Origin of the sequence: Phreatobacter sp., assembly GCF_030691135.1 — a bacterium.
In the GTDB taxonomy this organism is placed as follows: domain Bacteria; phylum Pseudomonadota; class Alphaproteobacteria; order Rhizobiales; family Phreatobacteraceae; genus Phreatobacter.
The window spans coordinates 63,573-82,278 of the sequence record NZ_JAUYFA010000039.1; the positions used below are offsets into that span (position 1 = coordinate 63,573).

Here is an 18,706-nt window from a genome sequence, read left to right on the forward strand (position 1 = left end):
GGTTTCGATGTCTCTCTCCTCCCCCGCCCCAAGTGAAGGAACGCACATGCTCGGCGCGCTCGCCCGCAGGATCTTCGGAAACGGCAACGATCGCCGCATCAAGGGATACCGACCGCGGATCGATGCCATCAACGCGCTCGAACCCGAGTTGGCCGCGCTGTCGGACGAGGCGCTGCGCGCCCGCACCGACATGCTCAAGGCCCAGCTGGCCGCCGGCAAGTCCCTCGACGACCTCCTCGTCCCCGCCTTCGCCACCGTGCGGGAGGCGGCCAAGCGCGTGCTCGGCCAGCGTCATTACGACGTCCAGATGATCGGCGGCATCGTGCTTCACGAAGGCGCGATCGCCGAGATGAAGACCGGCGAGGGCAAGACCCTCGTCGCCACCCTCGCCGTCTATCTCAATGCGCTCGCCGGCAAGGGCGTGCATGTCGTCACCGTCAACGACTATCTCGCCAAGCGCGACGCCGAGTGGATGGGCAAGGTCTACGGCTTCCTCGGCATGACCACCGGCACCATCGTCCACGGCATGGACGACCGGCAGCGGCACGACGCCTATGCCTGCGACATCACCTATGGCACCAACAACGAGTACGGCTTCGACTATCTGCGCGACAACATGAAGTACTCGGTCGAGGAGATGGTCCAGCGCGGCCATTTCTACGCCATCGTCGACGAGGTCGATTCCATCCTGGTCGACGAGGCGCGGACGCCGCTGATCATTTCCGGCCCGCTGGACGACCGCTCGGATTTCTACGCCACCATCGACCGCTTCATCCCGGTCCTCGCCAAGGAGGACTACGAGGTCGACGAGAAGCAGCGCACCGCCTCCCTCACCGAGAGCGGCAACGAGAAGATGGAGAAGGCCCTCGTCGAGGCCGGCTACGTCAAGGGCGACCTCTACGACGTCGAGAACGTCTCGACCGTCCACCATGTCAGCCAGGCGCTGAAGGCGCACAAGCTGTTCCAGCGCGACAAGGACTACATCGTCCGCAACGGCGAGGTGGTCATCATCGACGAGTTCACCGGCCGCATGATGCCGGGCCGCCGCTATTCCGAGGGCCTGCACCAGGCGCTCGAGGCCAAGGAGCGGGTCCAGGTCCAGCCGGAGAACCAGACGCTGGCCTCCATCACCTTCCAGAACTATTTCCGCATGTACGGCAAGCTCGCCGGCATGACCGGCACGGCGCTCACCGAAGCCGACGAATTCATGGACATCTACCGGCTGAAGGTGGTCGAGATCCCGACCAACCGCGGCATCGCCCGCCTCGACGAGGACGACGAGGTCTACAAGACCGTCCAGGACAAGTATCAGGCGATCATCGCCGAGGTGGAGGCCGCACGCACCAAGGGCCAGCCGGTGCTGGTCGGCACCACCTCCATCGAAAAGTCCGAGACCCTGGCGGAGATGCTGAAGCAGGCCGGTTTCAAGCAGGTCGACCTCGAGGATCCCGCAGCCTTCGCCCCCCTCTATGACGGCGACCAGGGCACGGCGGTCGAGCGCGTCTTCGCCGTGCTCAACGCCCGCTACCACGAGCAGGAAGCCTTCATCGTCTCCCAGGCGGGCGTTCCCGGCGCCATCACCATCGCCACCAACATGGCCGGCCGCGGCACCGACATCCAGCTCGGCGGCAATGCCGACATGCGCATCTCGGTCGAGCTCGCCGACCTCGAGGACGGGCCGGACAGGCAGGAGAAGGCCGAGGCCATCCGCCGCCAGGTCGGCGATCTCAAGCAGCGCGCCCTGAAGGCCGGCGGCCTCTACATCATGGGTACCGAACGCCACGAGAGCCGGCGCATCGACAACCAGCTGCGCGGCCGCTCCGGCCGCCAGGGCGATCCCGGCCGCTCGAAATTCTACCTGTCCCTGCAGGACGACCTGATGCGCATCTTCGGGTCGGACCGCATGGAGGGCATGCTGACCAAGCTCGGCCTCAAGGAGGGCGAGGCCATCGTCCATCCCTGGATCAACCGGGCACTGGAAAAGGCGCAGCAGAAGGTCGAGGCCCGCAACTTCGACCTGCGCAAGAACGTCCTCAAGTATGACGACGTCGCCAACGACCAGCGCAAGGTCATCTTCGAGCAGCGTATCGAACTGATGAGCCAGGAGGATCTCTCCGACATGACGCGCGACATGCGCCATGGCGTGATCGAGACCCTCGTCCACACCTATATCCCGCCGGACGCCTATGCCGAGCAGTGGAACACCGCCACGCTCAAGGAGGAGATCTACCGCGTCCTCAACCTCGACCTGCCGATCCCGGACTGGGCGAAGGAAGAGGGCATCGCCGACGAGGAGGTGATCGAGCGCATCACCAAGGCGGCCGACGAGATGATGGCCTCCAAGGCCGCCCGCTTCGGCCCCGACGTCATGCGCCAGATCGAGAAGGCGGTGGTGATGCAGGTGCTCGACCATCTGTGGCGCGAGCACATCGTGCAGCTCGACCACCTGCGCCAGGTCGTCGGCCTGCGCGGCTATGCCCAGCGCGATCCGCTGAACGAGTTCAAGTCGGAGGCCTTCCAGCTCTTCGAGGGCCTGATGGCCAAGCTGCGCGAGATGACGACGCAGCAATTGGCGCTCGTCGAACTGCAGGAGCCGCCGCCGATGCCGGAACTGCCGCCGATGACGGCGCACCATATCGACCCGATGACGGGCATGGACGAGTTCGCGCAGATGGGGGCGGCCTCCGGCGGCTCGTTCCAGGCGTCGGCCGGCGGCGGCGCGCAGGTCGCCGAGCGCAACCCGAACGATCCCACCACCTGGGGCAAGGTCGGCCGCAACGACCCCTGCCCCTGCGGTTCGGGCAAGAAGTTCAAGCATTGCCACGGGCAATATGTGTGAGACGGGAGGGCGCCGTCCGCGGCGCTCTTCTCCCGGGGCGACCGGCCTGAAAGCCGCCTTGCGGCACGACGGACGCCTTGACCGAAATGGCGGCACGCCCTAAAAGCGCGCTCGCGGGCGGGGCTGTAGCTCAGATGGGAGAGCGCTGCAATCGCACTGCAGAGGTCGGGGGTTCGAATCCCCCTAGCTCCACCAGCCCGCTTTGTGAACGTCCTTGACGCCCTTCCCGAGCCCACCGGGCCGCGTTCCGGCGACCATCGCACCTCCCGCCGCGCCGCAGCATGAACCGGAAGGCGCCTGCCGTTCGTATCCCTTCATATTCATCGGGGATTTGAACCATGACGTTCCTTTCGGGCTATGTCGCCGCGCTGATCGTCTTCGGCATCCTCGACGCCATCTGGCTGTCGATCATGGCGCGGGTGCTCTACCGCCCGACGCTCGGCAGCCTGCTCCTCGACAACATGCGCTGGGCGCCGGCCGTCATCTTCTATTTCCTCTTTCCCCTCGGCGTGGTGCATTTCGCCGTCATGCCGGCCTATGCCGCGGGGTCGCTGACCATGGCGCTCGTCAACGGCGCCTTCATCGGGCTCCTGGCCTACGCGACCTATGACCTGACGAACTATGCCACGCTGCGCGTCTGGACCCTGACCATGACCGTGGTGGACATCGCCTACGGGACGGTCGCCATCGCCCTCGTGTCGGGTGGAGCCTACGGAGCGCTGCGGATGCTGGCCTCGGCCGGCTGGCTGTAGACGCCAGCTTCAGCGAACCGACTAGCGAACCGGCTTCAGACGGTAGTGGCTGACGCCCCAGCTGGCGCCGCCGGCATGGCCGAACAGTCCGCTGGTGGCGAGGAAGAACAGCCGCCAGCGCCGGCGCCACAACGCCAGCTGCGCCGGCCCGTAGACGGAGCTGAGGACGGGGTCGACCTCGTCGATCCGCGCGTCGAACAGGGCGAGCCAGTCATCGGCCGTGCGGCGGTAGTGCTCGCCGCTCCAGCGCCATTCCTCCTCGACGGTGAAGAGATCGCCGAACTGGCGGATCAGACCGTGGCCCGGCATCAGCCCGCCGGTGAAGAAATGTTGGGCGATCCAGTCGGTCTTGTCCGCCGCGTCGAAGCGGTAGGATCCCGTCCGGTGGGTGAAGACGTGGATGAAGAGGCGCCCGTCCGGCTCCAGCCAGGAGGCTGCGCGCGTCAGGAGTTCGCGCCAATTGGCCATGTGCTCGAACATCTCCACCGAGACGATGCGGTCGAAGCGCCCCTCGGCTGAGAAGACGTTCATGTCGGCGGTCACGACGGTGAGATTGGCGATCCCCTGCCGGGCGGCCTCGGCCTCGATGAACTGGCGCTGGCCGTTGGAATTCGACACCGCGGTGATCGTCGCACCGGGAAAGCGGCGAGCCATGGCGAGCGACAGGGATCCCCAGCCGCAGCCCAGCTCGAGGATGCGCTGGCCGTCGGCGAGGCCGGCATGGTCGATGGTCAGGTCGAGCGCCCGCGTCTCCGCCTCGGCCAGGGTCGTCTGCGGCCCGTCATAGAAGCAGGACGAATACTTTCGCTGCGGGCCGAGCACCCTGACGAAAAAGTCGGCCGGCAGCTCGTAATGCTGCTCGTTGGCGGCATCCGTATGCATCGCCACGGGGAAATCGGCCATCGCCGCGGCGAAGGCCGCCTCGTCGGACGCGCTGTGGCCGGCAAGCCGGTTATCCGTCCGGCCGACGAGCCAGGCGATGGCGGCGCGGGTGAGGGCATCGGGAACGGGGGTCCGTTCCCCCCAGGCAATCAGGGCAGCGATCACGGTGTCAGGCTCCGGTCCGGCCGGGCGGCCAGGGAATGAAGGCGCTGGTCCGCGCCTGATAGGCGGCGAAGACTGCCCCGTGCTTGCGCAACATGTGGTCCTCGAGGGGCGGGATGCCGGAGATGCGGGTCAGCAGCAGCGTCATGAAGGCCGGCGCAAGCAGGGCGAACCAGCCGAAGGGATAGCCGCTCCAGGCGAGGGCCATGACCGCAAAGGAGGCCCAGAGCACGCATTCGAAGAAATAGTTGGGATGGCGGGAATAGCGCCACAGACCGACGTCGCAGATGGGGCCACGCTTGGCCTTGTCGGCGACGAAGGCGGCGAGCTGGCGGTCAGCGATGGCACCGCCGGCCCAGCCCGCGATGAAGACGAGAAAGCCGAGCATGTCCTGCCAGCCGAGCGGCTCGGGCCGATGGGCGGCGAGCACGATGCCGAGGGCGAGCGGCACGCTGGCCGCCGCCTGGATCTGCAGGAAGCGGAACATCTGCCAGGACGCATCCGCGCCCCAGTCCTGCCGCAGCTTGGCATAGCGCGCGTCGTCGGTGATGCCACGGGTACGGCCAGCGATATGCAGCCCGAGCCGCAGCGCCCAGGCGAGCGCCATGGCGGCGACGACGAGGCGCCGCTCAAGCGGCCCCTGGCCGAACGGCAGGAGAGCGGCGGCGACGGCGGTGGCGCCGACGCCGAAGGTCCAGGTGACGTCGATCCAGCCGGAATTGCCCGTCCGCTTCTCGATGAGCCAGGCCACCGCCATGATGATGCTCATGGCGGCGACGATGAAGACCAGGGCCGCGAGGAAGCTCAGGACTGTCACAGGCGGACGAAAGGTTGCAGCAGACGGCCGACAATGCCTTCGAAGCGGACATTGCCGGTCAGCGCCACGATGCAGGTGCAACCCTCGATCGGGTCCACCATCGGCGTATGGGCGTGGCGATCGTCGGCCTCGTCGAAATCGCCCGCGGCATAGCGACCGTACTCATGCTGGTAGGCACCGGCGACGATGGTCGTCCATTCGGCGCCCGTATGACGGTGCGCCGGAAGCCGTGTACCAGGCTGGGCGCGCAGCATGAACACCCGAGCGTCGGAGCCCGGCACGTCGACGCGCCGCAGCGCGACGCCGCGGCCGACGCTCTTCCAGCGACCGAGCGTGTAGGGCGCGATCACATGGAGCCCGGCAGCATCCGGCGGCGCGACGGGCCGCGGCGGCAGCTCGATGTTCCGGTGCGGCAGCGCCACCGACAGCGTCCGCGCATCGGCTGCCATCGGCTCCGGCTCGATCGTGTCGAGAAGGGCGCCGCTGAGCGCCTCGATCTCGGCGAGGTCGCGGCGGGACTCGAGATTGACCTCGACATGGGCGGCGACGACGAGGGCGAGACCCTCGTCGAGGCGACCGGCGGCAAAGGCTGCCAGCGTTTCTTGGGACGGACGATGGGACGCGCTCATCGAAGATCCTCCAGGGAGCCGCGCATGCGCGCCATGGCGAGGCGCAGGCGCGACTTGACGGTGCCAAGTGGGATGGACAGGCGTTTGGCCACGTCCTGGTGACTGAGACCTTCCATGAAAGCCAAATGGACGACTCGCAATTGATCAGGGGACAGGGAGGTGAGAGCGGCTCTCACACGGGAGTCGCGTTCGCTCCCGTCGAGGACCTGGTCTGGCTGCTCCGGCTCTTCGCCCTGAAGAATGTCGAACACATCCGGCAGACGGGACCGCTTTTCACGGCGGGCCGCGTCGATCCTGAGATTGCGGGCGATCGCCGCGATCCAGGTCGAGGCCCCCGCACGTGCGGGATCGAACAGCGACGCCTTGCGCCAGACCATCAGCAACGTTTCCTGCGCCAGTTCCTCGGCGAGGTCCGCCGGGGTGCCTTGGCGCATCAGCAGGCCTTTCACCCGCGGCGCGAAATGGTCGAAAAGTTTGACGAACGCTTGCCTGTCGGACGATTGGGCAATCGACTGGATCAGGGCATTTGCATCCATCAGGGCGGCACCGGCACGTCTGCGCGGCCCGCAGGGAGGCGGGGCCGACATTTCAGAATGTATCGCAAGAGCAACCATCATGTCGCCCTTTACGCCGGTCCTGCGGCACTGGATCAGTTGCAGCGGCACCTGGAAAAGCGGAGGCTCGAATGGCGCTGAACCGTCGAGCCCGAGCCAGCGTAAAGCACCCATACGAGAAACGAAGTCAAGGAACCGGCATGCAAGAGGGTGGTCAACGGCGGCAACGGATCGCTGTGGTGGGGAGTGGCGTTTCCGGTCTGTCGGCGGCATGGCTCCTGGCGCAGGCACATGATGTCACCCTTTACGAGAAGGACGACAGGCTCGGCGGCCACGCCCATACCGTCACGGTCCCTGGCGCCCGGGGCCAGGATGTGGCGGTCGATACCGGGTTCATCGTCTTCAACGAGGCGACCTATCCCAATTTCTGCGCCCTGCTCGAGCATCTCGACGTGCCCTCGCTCGCGACCGAGATGTCCTTCGCCGTCTCGCTCGACGGCGGCCGCCTGGAATATGCCGGGACGGGCCTCGCCGGCCTGTTCGCCCAGCGCCGCAACATCGTCAGCCCTCGCTTCTGGTCGATGCTGCAGGATCTGCTGCGGTTCTATCGCAGCGCGACGCGCGACGCGGCCGAACTGGAGAACGATCCCATCTCGCTCGGCGACTACCTGAAGGCGGGTCGCTACGGCCAGGCCTTCCGCGACGACCATCTGCTCCCCATGGCGGGGGCCATCTGGTCGGCCCCCTGCGCCGAGATCCTGTCCTATCCCGCCAGCGCCTTCATCCGCTTCCACGACAACCACGGCCTGCTGAAGCTTTCCGGGCGACCGGCCTGGCGCACGGTGACGGGCGGCAGCCGCGCCTATGTCGCCAAGCTGCTCGCCGACTTCCCCGGGGAGATCTGCCAGAACCAGCCGATCGGCCGCATCCGGCGCACCGCCGAGGGCGTCATCCTCGACGGCGAGGCCGGCTGGTCCCGCCCCTTCGACCAGGTGGTGGTGGCGACCCATGCGAAAGAGGCGCTCGCCATGCTGGCGGACCCGACGGCAGAGGAGCGCGCGCTGCTCGGCGCCTTCCGCTACAGCCGCAACCTCGCCGTGCTCCACACCGACGAGGCGCTGATGCCCCGCCGCCGCGCCGCCTGGTCGAGCTGGAACCACATCGGCGACAGGCGCGTGCCGGACGAGCCCTGCGCGGTGACCTACTGGATGAACCGGCTGCAGCACCTGCCGATGGACAAGCAGTTCTTCGTCACCCTCAACCCGCCGCGCCCGCCGCGCGAGGAGACCGTGCTGCGCACCGACGTCTACGAGCATCCGCTCTTCGACAATGCCGCCATCGCGGCGCAGTCGCGCCTTTGGTCGCTGCAGGGACAGCGCCACACCTGGTATTGCGGCGCCCATTTCGGCGCCGGCTTCCACGAGGACGGCCTGCAGGCGGGCCTCGCCGTCGCGGAAGAGGCCGGCGGGGTGCGCCGGCCCTGGACGGTGCCCGACGATTCCGGACGGATCGTGCGCCACGCCCCGGCCCGGCCCATGACGGAGGTGGCGTGAACGCGCCCGCCTCCGCGCTCTATGTGGGGCGGGTGGACCATAACCGCGTCCGCCCGCGCGCCCATGCCCTGGCCTACCGCGTCTTCTGGATGCTCCTCGACCTCGACGAACTCGAAGACCTCGGCAAGTCCCTGCGCGTCTTCTCCTGCGACCGCGCCAATATCTTCTCCTTCCGCACCGCCGACTATGGCGACCGCTCGGGCGCCCCCCTGCGCCCGCAGGTCGAGGCGCGTCTGGCCGAGGCGGGGATCGTGACGGATGGCGGGCCGATCAGGCTTCTGACCATGCCGCGGATCCTCGGCTACGGCTTCAACCCGATCAGCGTCTTCTTCTGCTACCGGCCCGACGGCACACTCGCCGCCTCGCTCTATGAAGTTCACAACACGTTCGGCGAAATTCATTCCTACGTGGCGGCGGCGGAAGGCGCGGCGCGGCCCATCGTCCAGGACAGCGACAAGGCCTTCCACGTCTCGCCCTTCCTGACGCTCGGCCTCGACTACCGCTTTCGCCTCGTGCCGCCCGACGAAAAGGTCGCCCTGCACATCGCCGTCAGCGACGGCGAGGGACCGATGCTCTTCGCCTCGCTCGCCGGCGACCGGCGGCCGCTGACCGACCGCAACCTGATGCAGTTGCTCGTGACCCATCCACTGCTGACCCTGAAGGTCACGGCGGCCATCCACTGGCACGCCCTTCTGCTCCTGGCCAAGCGCATCAAGCTGGTCCGCCACCCGGGACCACCGCCCGGCGACGTGACCATCGGACGGCAGTCGGGCTGACCCGGTCAGCGCTGGCGGACGCTGCCGGGCGTGACGCCCTCCATGGCGCGGAACATCTTCACGAACTGCGTGCTGTTCGAAAAGCCCACCTGCTTGGCGACCTGTGCCACCGGCATGGTTGTGGAGGTCAGCAGGCGCTTGGCCTCGTTCATCCGCAGCCGCAGGAAATACTGATAGGGCGTCGCCCCGAAGGCGTCGCGGAACGAGCGGATGAGGTGGAAGCGCGACAGTCCGACGAGCTGCGCCAGATCCTCGATGGAGACGGGAGTGCCGATATTGGCGCGCAGATAGTCGTCAAGAACGGCCATCCGCGACCGGGTGCCGAAGGCGTTCTTCTCGGGTGACGCGTCGAGGCGCGACAGTTCGAGGACCCGCGCCGCGATGAACAGCCCGATGGACTCGGCCTGGAGGTCGTCCAGGCCCTCCCCATCCGTCAGCACCCTGTCCAGCCGCGTCATGGCGGCGATGAGATCGATGTCCTCGAAAAAGAGCCGCGGCCTGACCGGGGACGTCGCATGGAGCCGGCCGAGATCCGGAGCGAGTTTGCCCGGATCGAAGAACATCATGGTCACGTGGCCCGCATTCGAAGGGCCGATCGTCCAGGCCTCGGCGCCGCAGCCGGCGGGGATCTGCGTGAGCTTGCCCCTGAGATCGCAGAGAGCCGAGCGGGGCACGCCGTCGATACGCGTTTCACCGTCGCGCCGCGTAAAATGGTGCAGGGCGAGATAGGTTTCCGACGGATGGCTCGCATAGCTGATGCTGTAGTCCGTCAGCCGGCGGCTCGTCTTCGCGACAAGACCGGACCAGGACGCAGCGAAGCAATGTTCGAGCCTGCCGCCGCTGGCGGGGTCCAACGGCTTCAGAAGCATGGGCAATACGTTCCTTGAGAATCAATCAACGCGTGGACGATTCGCAGGTGCAGCGAAGGCCTGATCTTGCACGAATTTGTTGCGCATAGGAACCGTTACGTCATGCTTTCCCAAACGTCGGGCTTGCCATGGTGATCGCCGGCCGGCGGCTAGGCGACAGAAGCCGCCACGAGGCAGGCGATCGGCCGGCAGCCGTCAGGAGCGCTCGGGTCCCGCATCGCCCTCGCCGGACGTCTTCGACTTGCCGCGTCCGCCCTTGGCGACGAACAGCTTGTCCTTCCAGTCGAGTGCCTTGACGATTTTCGCGCCGAGGCTGAGCAGTTGCACGAGCCTCTCCGTCTCCAGCCGCTCGATATCGTCATACCATCCGGTCAGGAGTTCGATGACGCCGTGCATCTCTTGCATCCGCTCCTGGGCGAAGCGCTCCTCCTCCGAGGCCGGGCTCTGCATCAGCAACTCGCGCAGCACGGTGAGCGTCGGGTCGATCTCGCGGCGCTTGCGCTGCTCGACCAGCTTGCGGACGATGGCCCAGATGTCGTCGAGCGTGACGTAGAAGTCGCGGCGCTCGCCCGCCACATGCTTGAGGCGGATCAGTTCCCAGCTTTGCAACTCCTTCAACGCCATGGCGACGTTGGAGCGCGCCACGCCGACAGCATCGACGAGGTCGTCGGCACAGACCGGCCGGTTGGCGAGGAAGATGACGGCATAGACCTGGCCCACGGTCCTGTTGATGCCCCAGCGCGAGCCCATCTCGCCGAAATGCAGCACGAAGGCCTGGATGAGCGGCGGCAGGTTCATGGACGGACCGTCTGGATTTTCAGAATTTTCTGAAATAACAGGGCCTTCCACGGGGGTCAATGAGTGTGGGTGCAAGAGAAGACACCCGCCGTCTGAGGGGTTCGATCGAGCTCGCTGCGCTCTGCGCGATCGCACGTCCGGACCCGCAGCGAACTGCTCGAGACGAAACCTGATGTCGATTTTCGGAAAGGAGAAGAAATGGTGGGTGATGAAGGATTCGAACCTTCGACCCGCTGATTAAGAGTCAGCTGCTCTACCAACTGAGCTAATCACCCACGCCCGGAACGGCCATGGGCCGCGCGGGAGCCGGGTGACTACCAGACGTGATGCGCCCTGTCCAGAACGCCAGCGGTTTTTTTGACGCGCGGGCGTCGGCGTCAGGCGGCAGGGTTACCGGGCGGCCAGAGCCAGGCGGCACCGCGCACGCCGGAGGAATCGCCATGGGCCGCCTGGACGACGGGCGTCGTGCAGGCGTCGGAGAAGACATAGGGCCGCATGGCGGGCAGCAGGTCGGCACAGAGCGTGGGGACGTTGCTCATGCCGCCGCCGAGCACGATGACGTCGGGGTCGAGGAGATTGACGACCTGGGCGAGACCGCGGGCGAGGCGCGACACATAGCGCCCGTAGGAAGCCTCGGCATCCCCGTCGCCCGCCGCGGCCCGGGCAACGATCTCCGGGGCGGGCACCGCCGCTCCGGTCACGCGCCGGTGGTCTTCGGCAAAGCCGGTGCCCGAGACCCAGGTCTCCAGGCAGCCCTTCTGTCCGCAATAGCAGGCGGGCGCATCGACCACCTCGGCGACGGCGGGCCAGGGCAGCGGGTTGTGCCCGAACTCGCCGCCGATGAGATGGCGTCCGCGCAGAACCTTGCCGTCGATGACGATGCCGGCCCCCGCCCCCGTCCCGATGATCAGCCCGAACACCACGCCGGCCCCTGCCGCAGCGCCGTCCGCCGCCTCCGACAGGGCGAAGCAATTGGCGTCGTTCTCAAGTCTGACCTCGCGGCCGAGCGCCGCCGCGAGATCCTGGTCGAGGGGATGGCCGATCAGCTCGGTAGTATTGGCGTTCTTGACGAGGCCGGTGGCCGGCGACACCGCGCCAGGAATGCCGACCCCCACCGTTCCGGTCCGGCCGAGATCGGCCTCCGCGCCGAGGACGAGGCCGGACATGGCCGCGATGATGGCGCGGTAGTCGTGGCGCGGCGTCGGCACCCGGCGGCGCAGCAGCTCCCGGCCCTGGTCGTCCAGGGCCAGGATCTCGATCTTGGTGCCGCCGAGATCGATGCCGATGCGCATGACCCGCTGCCTACTCCGCCGCGACGGTGCCGTGCTGGGGGTGCAGGCGCTCGCGCTTGGCGATGAGCTTGTTCAGCGCCGACAGATAGGCCTTGGCCGAGGACACCAGCGTGTCGGGATCAGCCCCCTTGCCGGTGAAGGTGTTGCCGTCCGCCTGCAGGCGCACCGAGACCTCCGCCTGGGCATCGGTTCCCTGGGTGACGGCATGGACCTGGTAGAGTTCCAGCACCGCCTCGTGCGGGACGATCGCCTTGATGGCGTTGAAGACGGCATCGACCGGACCATTGCCGGAGGCCTGCACGGTCTTGTGCACGCCGTCGAGATCGAGCGTCAGGGTCGCCGCCTGCGGCCCCATCGTGCCGGCCACGACCAGGAGCGACATGACCTTCATGCGGTCCTGGCTATGGGCGATCTTCTCGTCCACCAGCGCCTCGATATCCTCGTCGTAGATCACCTTCTTGCGGTCGGCGAGCTCCTTGAACCGGACGAAAGCGTCTTCCAGCTGGTTGTCGGACAGCTGGTAGCCGAGGTTCTTCAGCTTGTCCTTGAAGGCGTTGCGGCCGGAATGCTTGCCCATCACCAGCGACGTCGACTTCACGCCGACGGAGTCGGGCGTCATGATCTCGTAGGTCTGGGTGTTCTTCAGCATGCCGTCCTGGTGGATGCCGCTCTCGTGGGCGAAGGCGTTCCGGCCGACGATCGCCTTGTTGTACTGGACGGGGAACGAGGTCACCGTCGAGACGAGCTTGGAGGCCCGCGTCAGCATCTTCGTGTCGATGCCGGTCTCATAGGGGAAGATGTCGTTGCGGGTCCTGATCGCCATGACGATCTCCTCCAGCGCCGCATTGCCGGCGCGCTCGCCGATGCCGTTGATCGTGCATTCGATCTGCCGGGCGCCGCCCTGGACGCCGGCGATGGTGTTGGCCACCGCCATGCCGAGGTCGTTGTGGCAATGAACGGAGAACACCGCCTTGTCGGCGTTCGGCACGCGGGCCCGCACCATCTCGAACAGCGCCTTGTATTCGTCCGGCGCCGTGTAGCCGACCGTATCGGGGATGTTGATGGTGGTGGCGCCGGCCTTGATTGCCGCCTCGACGCAGCGGCAGAGGAAATCATGCTCGGTGCGGGTGCCGTCCTCGGCCGACCATTCCACGTCCTCGACCAGGTTGCGGGCGCGCGCGACCGAGGCGACGACCATGGCGAGGACGTCGTCGGGGGATTTCTGCAGCTTGTGCTTCATGTGCACGGGCGAGGTCGACAGGAAGGTGTGGATGCGCGGGCGCCGGGCATGGCGCACCGCCTCGCCGGCGCGGTCGATGTCGTTCATGCCGGCGCGGGCGAGGCCGGCGACGACGGCGTTCTTCACCCGCTTGGCCACGGCGACGACGGCCTCGAAATCGCCGATCGACGCGATGGGGAAGCCGGCCTCGATGATGTCGACGCCCATCTCGTCGAGGAGATCGGCGACCTGGAGCTTCTCCTCCAGCGTCATGGTGGCGCCGGGGCACTGCTCGCCGTCGCGCAGGGTGGTGTCGAAGATGACGACGCGGTCCTTCGACGATGCGTGGGTGCTGGTGGTCATGGTCTCTGTCCTTGCTGCGGGCCGCGGCGGCGATAGCGCCTCACTTCGCATGCCCCTCGTTGCGGGTTGCGGTGGTGTGATCCCCTGAGCGCCAAGGCCACATGGCCCTGCCGGTGCTCAGGGGCGGATAAGCAGAAGGAGGGACAGCGAGGGCGTGGCGCTGAAAGCGCGCAGGCTGATCGGTGCGGGTGCACGGACGATCGGCACGGACGATCCTCGGATAGGCGCGGCCAAGGCCGCCGTTGATAACTGCCTAGCCGATCCGGGGGTCTCGGCGCAAGGCCCTGATGGAGGGAGGTCAGGGCGGTGTCGTGCGCGCGCCGATGCGCCCGATCCGCTCGAACAGGGCCGTCTCCATCGCTTCGGCGATGATCTTGAGGTGGGGGCTCGGGGCTTCCCGCCCTGCCCGTCCGATGTCGAGGTCCGTCTGGAAGCCGTCGCGCAGCGGCCAATGGGCCGGCAAGAGGTCGAAGCCGCTGTCTTCGATGGCCGTGGTGGCCGTCGCCAGTTGGCGTTCCGATCGGCCGATTTTCGACAGGACGATGACGATGCGCCCCTCGGCACCATGGCGCGCCAGCTTTCGCGCCAGGGCGAGAGTGGGTCGCAGGTCGTCCTGCGACGTGCCGGTGGGAAGGACCACCAGATCGCTTTCCTGGGCGATGTCGCGGGTGAGGTCGTCGGCTAGCCCGCGCGTATCGGCAATGACCAACTGGAAATCGTCGTCGGCCTTGCGCAGCTTTTTCAGGCTCTTCATCGGCCGGGCGTCGAGTTCGGGCTGGATGCCATGGCGCAGGCGCGCCGCGTTCCATTCGACCGAGGTCAGCTGCTCCAGATCGAAATCGGCGATCAGCGTCCGCAGGCCCCGATGGGCGGCGCCCACCGCCAGTAATCGGACGAGAGCGCTCTTGCCGACCCCGCCCTTCTGCCCGACAAAACTCACGAGATAACGATCGTCCATCGCCTTGCCCATTGCCACGACCGCTCTGCTGTTGCACCTGCGTTGTTGCGGTTTGGTGACAGCGACGCCGCGCGCTCTCACGTGCGCGGGCGCGATTCCGCGTAGACGTTGATGAGCACCCCCGACACGACGATGGCGGCGCCGAGGAGCACCGCGGGCTCCGGCTGCTCGGCATAGACCAGCCAGCCGATGACGCCGATCAGCGGCACCCGCAGGAAATCGATCGGCGTCACCACGATCGCGTCGCCGTGCCGGAAGGCGTTGGTCAGGCAGTAGTGGGCGGTGAAGCCGCAGACGCCGATACCGAGCAGCGGCAGCCATTGCGCGACGTCGAGCTTGCCGGCGAACCAGGCCGGCTCGCCCATGACCACATTGGCGGCCAGATTGAGCGGCAGCTGGACCACGTTCATCCACAGCATGATGGTCCAGGTCGAGTTGCTCGTCGTCAGGAACTTGGTCGTCGTCTGCTGGACGCCGAAGCAGATGGCAGCCGCAGCAACCGCCAGAGCCTCGGGCCGGAAACTGTCGAAGCCGGGCCGCAGGATGACGAGGACGCCGAGGAAGCCGAACACCAGCGCCGCGACGCGCGAACGCGTCATGCGCTCACCGAGAAACAGGACGGCGAAGATCGCGACCCATGTCGGCGTGGTGAACTCGATGGCGAAGACCGTGGCGAGCGGCAGGACCGTCAACCCATAGGCCCAGAGCGCCTGACCGCCGAAATGGATGGTGTTGCGCATCGCGTGGACGAAGGGCTTGGCCGGCCGGATGCGCTGGCTCGGGTCGGGCGCGAGCACCATCATCGCGGCAAGGATGATCAGCCCGCCGACGTTGCGCAGAGCCAGGATCTCGAACACGGTCAGGGCGCCGTGCAGGGCCCTGATCGACAGCGCGATGGCGGAGAAAGACAGAAGCGTTCCGGCCATCCAGAACACGACGAGGAGGAGGTTGCGCTGCGGCGTGGATGACATCGGGCCTCGGGAACCGCACGGGCGAACGCCGCGATAAGGTAGGGTTCACCTTCTAATGTGCCCTGCATCGACGGACCCGTGCGAATTTCGCAGATGGGCTCGTTGCGCGGTTGACTGACTGAAATCACGCGACTATACACGCCGATCCGTGGCGGCCCCGTGTCGCCGCCCTCGTTTTCCTGTACCCCGACCACCCGGGGCCAGCCGCCGGGACAAGACCCATGGCCAATACGGCATCTGCAAAAAAGGCCGCCCGCGTCATCGCGCGGCGCACCTCCGTCAACCAGGCCCGTCGCTCGCGCATGCGCACCTTCCTGCGCAAGCTGGAAGACGCCATCGCCTCCGGCGACAAGACCGCCGCCTCGGCAGCCCTCCAGGCGGCCCAGCCGGAGATCATGCGCGCCGCGCAGAAGGGCGTGCTCCACAAGAACACCGCCTCCCGCAAGGTCTCGCGCCTCGCCACCCGGGTCGCCAAGATCGGCGCCTGATCGCCGCCTCGGCGCCTTGGCGCCACTGCAACCTTCTCGGGAGCCCGGCCTTGCGCCGGGCTTTTTCGTTGTGCGGGCCGCCCGCTGTGGGGTGACGTCGGGGAGCCGTTGCGATTCGGCAACAGATGGACGTCAACCACCTTTTTTTATCACCCTCCCTTCCGTGCCAGGGAGGCCGACCGTGATCCGGCTAAAGGCACGTCAGGAAAACAACTCCAATTTCAGTTGGTTAGCCGGGGGACGGGTCGTTACGGCGCCGAAATGCGGCCGACCGGTACCTCGCCTGCCCCCCTGCAACACCCCGCTCCACCCTGCGGGAACCCAGCGTGCCGGCAAAGGGAATTTGAAATTTGCCGATTCATCAGGGGGTTGAAAGTCCGGCCTCCGGAAACCGAAATCGGAAGGGGAGTCAAGCGCGAGGCCTTAACCATTTATTAATGGAAATCCGTTGCCCGGTCCGGAGCCCCTGTGTATCAATCTGATCACTCGGGGGGGGGCCACCTCGGGCTTCATGGAAGAGCTGACGCGTGCAGCCCGCAACATCGGGTCTGGGAAAGTTTTGTCCCTTAAGAGACATGATTTCCCGCTAGGCGACGTCAGTATTCGGACTGGAGCCGGGGGTGAGGATTTCGGGCTGCTGTCGTCTGACTGCAGCAGGGGGCACGCTTTCGAGCTGAACAACTTTGGCACAACTGAGGCGCGCGGCCACAATGTGGGCGCGTGGGCGGACAATGTCGCATGCGCAAGAGGCCGGTTACGCCGGTGACATGATACCCGAAGACAGCCTTGCAGGCCTGATGCAGGACTCGACCGCCCAGTTGGTGGACGTCCGCACCACCGCGGAATGGGCCTATATCGGAGCGCCCGACCTGAAGGCCGCCGGCCGCGAGGCCCTCCGTGTCGAATGGCAGGTTTTCCCGGCCATGGGCGTCAACCCGGACTTCGTCGCCAGCCTCGCCGCCAAGCTCGCAGAGCGCGGCACGCCGAAGGACGCCCCTCTCTATTTCCTGTGTCGCTCGGGCGTCAGGTCCAAGGCGGCGGCCATCGCGATGACGGCGGCCGGCTACACCAGTTGCTTCAACGTCACCGGCGGCTTCGAGGGCCCCCATGACACGGAGGGACATCGCGGCACGAAGGCCGGATGGAAGGCTGCCGGCCTTCCCTGGGTCCAGCCCTGAGACGCTGCCTTACGCCCGGCTGCCGATCTTGAGTGATCACTGCGTACCCACCCCCCCATTTCATTCCCCGGACTTTTTTGATTGGAGACCTTCGTGTTTGCCACTTCTGAACGCGTCCGCGAAACGACCGAAGGCAAGACCGATACGATGAGCGATTCCATGCGAGCAGGCGCCATCTGGGAACGTGTCGGCCGGCGACTGCGCGCCGAACTCGGCGAGGATGTTTTCTCCAGCTGGTTCAAGAGCATCGAGATCGATCTGGCCGAGAACGACGCGGTGCGCCTGTCGGTGCCGACACGGTTTCTCAAGAGCTGGATCGACCACCATTACAAGGACCGCATCATCACCCGCTGGACCGAAGAGGCCGAGCGGGCGGTGACCATCGACGTCGTCGTGCGCACGGCGGCGAGCGCCCGCAGCGTCACCCGCGCGAGGCCCGTCGACGAGGCGGCGCGTCCGGTGTCGCCCGTCACCGTTCCCCAGCGCGCCCATGACGGCCACCATCTCTCGGCGGCGCAGAACACCCTGGGCGGTTCGCCGCTCGACCCGCGCCTGACCTTCGACACCTTCGTCCAGGGCCGTTCCAACACGCTGGCCCGCGCCGCTGCCCTCCAGGTCGCGCAGTCGCGGCCGACCGACGCGGTGCTGTTCAACCCGCTCTACATTCATGCCGGCGTCGGCCTCGGCAAGACGCACCTGCTGCAGGCCGTGGCCGGCACGGCCCAGGCCGGTGGTCGTCGCGTGCTCTATCTGACGGCGGAGAAATTCACCTTCGGCTTCGTCGCCGCCCTGAAGAACCAGACGGCCATCGCCTTCAAGGAGGCGCTGCGCAACATCGACCTGCTGATCATTGACGACCTGCAGTTCCTGCAGGGCAAGCAGACCCAGGCCGAATTCTGCCACACGCTGAACGCCCTGATCGATGCCGGCCGGCAGATCGTCGTCGCCGGCGACCGCCCGCCGTCCGATCTCGAGAACCTCGACGAGCGGGTCCGTTCGCGTCTCGCCGGCGGGCTCACCGTCGAGGTCGGCGCCCTCGACGAGAACCTGCGCTTCGACATCCTGAAGCAGAAACTGGTCCACGCCCGCGCCCAGCATCCCGGCTTTGACGTGCCCGCGGCGGTCATGACCTATGTCGCCAAGAACGTGACGCAGAACGGCCGCGACCTCGACGGCGCCTTCAACCGGCTGATCGCCACCAACCGCCTGACCAACCAGCCGGTGACGGTCGAGATGGCCGAGCGCTCCATCCGCGATCTCGTCCGCATCGCCGAGCCGAAGCGCGTCAAGATCGAGGACATCCAGAAGATCGTGGCGCAGCACTACAATGTCAGCCGTTCCGACATCCTGTCGTCGCGGCGCACCGCGACCGTCGTCCGGCCGCGGCAGATCGCCATGTATCTCGCCAAGACCATGACGCTGCGCTCGCTTCCCGAAATCGGCCGGCGTTTCGGCGGCCGTGATCACACGACCGTGCTGCACGCCGTGCGCAAGATCGAGGGCCTGGTCGGCCAGGATCCGGCCCTGAGCGAGGAAGTCGAAGCCCTGAAGCGTCGCCTCAACGATTGAGGCGCGGGGCAGGTCACGGGCCAGACGGTCAGGCCGC

General features: G+C 66.9%; 17 protein-coding genes and 2 tRNA genes. 8 read left to right on the forward strand and 11 right to left on the reverse strand.

Features of this window, described 5'->3' with window-relative positions; all coding sequences use genetic code 11:
* Positions 1–46: 46 nt before the first annotated feature.
* The 3 genes from secA to Q8O26_RS06795 all read left to right on the forward strand — a co-directional run bounded on the left by secA (position 47) and on the right by Q8O26_RS06795 (position 3,591).
* Complete coding sequence (gene secA, locus Q8O26_RS06785; RefSeq protein WP_305574742.1) at positions 47–2,839, forward strand: preprotein translocase subunit SecA; 2,793 nt, start codon at positions 47–49, stop codon at positions 2,837–2,839.
* A gap of 119 nt (positions 2,840–2,958) precedes the next feature.
* Positions 2,959–3,034 (forward strand) — tRNA-Ala (locus Q8O26_RS06790).
* 143 nt (positions 3,035–3,177) lie between these two features.
* Positions 3,178–3,591 (forward strand): DUF2177 family protein, encoded by a 414-nt coding sequence (locus Q8O26_RS06795; RefSeq protein WP_305574743.1) that lies wholly within the window; start codon positions 3,178–3,180, stop codon positions 3,589–3,591.
* 21 nt (positions 3,592–3,612) lie between these two features.
* On the opposite strand, the gene Q8O26_RS06800 is transcribed toward Q8O26_RS06795, so the two are convergent.
* The 4 genes from Q8O26_RS06800 to Q8O26_RS06815 are packed head-to-tail and all read right to left on the reverse strand — an operon-like array spanning position 3,613 to position 6,617.
* A complete protein-coding gene (locus Q8O26_RS06800) occupies positions 3,613–4,638 on the reverse strand; it encodes a cyclopropane-fatty-acyl-phospholipid synthase family protein (RefSeq protein ID WP_305574744.1) in 1,026 nt (341 codons plus the stop codon).
* Between the two features lie 4 nt (positions 4,639–4,642).
* Positions 4,643–5,452 (reverse strand): DUF1295 domain-containing protein, encoded by an 810-nt coding sequence (locus Q8O26_RS06805; protein ID WP_305574745.1) that lies wholly within the window; start codon positions 5,450–5,452, stop codon positions 4,643–4,645.
* Complete coding sequence (locus tag Q8O26_RS06810) at positions 5,449–6,081, reverse strand: ChrR family anti-sigma-E factor (protein WP_305574746.1); 633 nt, start codon at positions 6,079–6,081, stop codon at positions 5,449–5,451. The genes Q8O26_RS06805 and Q8O26_RS06810 overlap by 4 nt, the downstream gene beginning before the upstream one ends.
* The gene (locus Q8O26_RS06815; RefSeq protein ID WP_305574747.1) at positions 6,078–6,617 is read right to left on the reverse strand and encodes a sigma-70 family RNA polymerase sigma factor; all 540 of its coding nucleotides are present in this window, start codon (positions 6,615–6,617) and stop codon (positions 6,078–6,080) included. Before Q8O26_RS06815 ends, Q8O26_RS06810 begins: the two co-directional genes overlap by 4 nt.
* 218 nt (positions 6,618–6,835) lie before the next feature.
* Here Q8O26_RS06815 and Q8O26_RS06820 point away from each other — a divergent pair, with 218 nt between their 5' ends.
* Both Q8O26_RS06820 and Q8O26_RS06825 read left to right on the forward strand, forming a co-directional pair.
* Entirely contained in the window at positions 6,836–8,188 is a 1,353-nt protein-coding gene (locus Q8O26_RS06820) for an NAD(P)/FAD-dependent oxidoreductase (protein ID WP_305574748.1), read from the forward strand.
* The gene (locus Q8O26_RS06825; protein WP_305574749.1) at positions 8,185–8,964 is read left to right on the forward strand and encodes a DUF1365 domain-containing protein; all 780 of its coding nucleotides are present in this window, start codon (positions 8,185–8,187) and stop codon (positions 8,962–8,964) included. The genes Q8O26_RS06820 and Q8O26_RS06825 overlap by 4 nt, the downstream gene beginning before the upstream one ends.
* Before the next feature lie 5 nt (positions 8,965–8,969).
* Here Q8O26_RS06825 and Q8O26_RS06830 read toward each other — a convergent pair whose 3' ends face one another.
* From Q8O26_RS06830 to Q8O26_RS06860, 7 genes are all read right to left on the reverse strand, one after another.
* A complete protein-coding gene (locus Q8O26_RS06830) occupies positions 8,970–9,833 on the reverse strand; it encodes an AraC family transcriptional regulator (RefSeq protein WP_305574750.1) in 864 nt (287 codons plus the stop codon).
* Between the two features lie 195 nt (positions 9,834–10,028).
* Complete coding sequence (locus Q8O26_RS06835) at positions 10,029–10,631, reverse strand: GbsR/MarR family transcriptional regulator (protein WP_305574751.1); 603 nt, start codon at positions 10,629–10,631, stop codon at positions 10,029–10,031.
* 199 nt (positions 10,632–10,830) lie between these two features.
* Positions 10,831–10,906, reverse strand: a tRNA-Lys gene (locus Q8O26_RS06840).
* Between the two features lie 102 nt (positions 10,907–11,008).
* Positions 11,009–11,923 (reverse strand): ROK family protein, encoded by a 915-nt coding sequence (locus tag Q8O26_RS06845; RefSeq protein ID WP_305574752.1) that lies wholly within the window; start codon positions 11,921–11,923, stop codon positions 11,009–11,011.
* Positions 11,924–11,933: 10 nt separating this feature from the next.
* On the reverse strand, positions 11,934–13,505 hold the full coding sequence (locus Q8O26_RS06850) for a 2-isopropylmalate synthase (RefSeq protein ID WP_305574753.1): 1,572 nt from the start codon (positions 13,503–13,505) through the stop codon (positions 11,934–11,936).
* Between the two features lie 298 nt (positions 13,506–13,803).
* A complete protein-coding gene (locus tag Q8O26_RS06855) occupies positions 13,804–14,463 on the reverse strand; it encodes a ParA family protein (protein ID WP_305574754.1) in 660 nt (219 codons plus the stop codon).
* A gap of 77 nt (positions 14,464–14,540) precedes the next feature.
* Positions 14,541–15,434, reverse strand: coding sequence for a DMT family transporter (locus Q8O26_RS06860; protein ID WP_305574755.1), 894 nt, complete (start codon positions 15,432–15,434; stop codon positions 14,541–14,543).
* Between the two features lie 221 nt (positions 15,435–15,655).
* On the opposite strand from Q8O26_RS06860, the gene rpsT reads away from it, so the two are divergent.
* The 3 genes from rpsT to dnaA all read left to right on the forward strand — a co-directional run bounded on the left by rpsT (position 15,656) and on the right by dnaA (position 18,669).
* A complete protein-coding gene (rpsT, locus tag Q8O26_RS06865; RefSeq protein WP_305574756.1) occupies positions 15,656–15,922 on the forward strand; it encodes a 30S ribosomal protein S20 in 267 nt (88 codons plus the stop codon).
* A gap of 767 nt (positions 15,923–16,689) precedes the next feature.
* On the forward strand, positions 16,690–17,100 hold the full coding sequence (locus Q8O26_RS06870; protein ID WP_305574757.1) for a rhodanese-like domain-containing protein: 411 nt from the start codon (positions 16,690–16,692) through the stop codon (positions 17,098–17,100).
* Between the two features lie 159 nt (positions 17,101–17,259).
* On the forward strand, positions 17,260–18,669 hold the full coding sequence (dnaA, locus tag Q8O26_RS06875) for a chromosomal replication initiator protein DnaA (protein ID WP_371134479.1): 1,410 nt from the start codon (positions 17,260–17,262) through the stop codon (positions 18,667–18,669).
* The last annotated feature ends 37 nt before the right edge of the window (positions 18,670–18,706 follow it).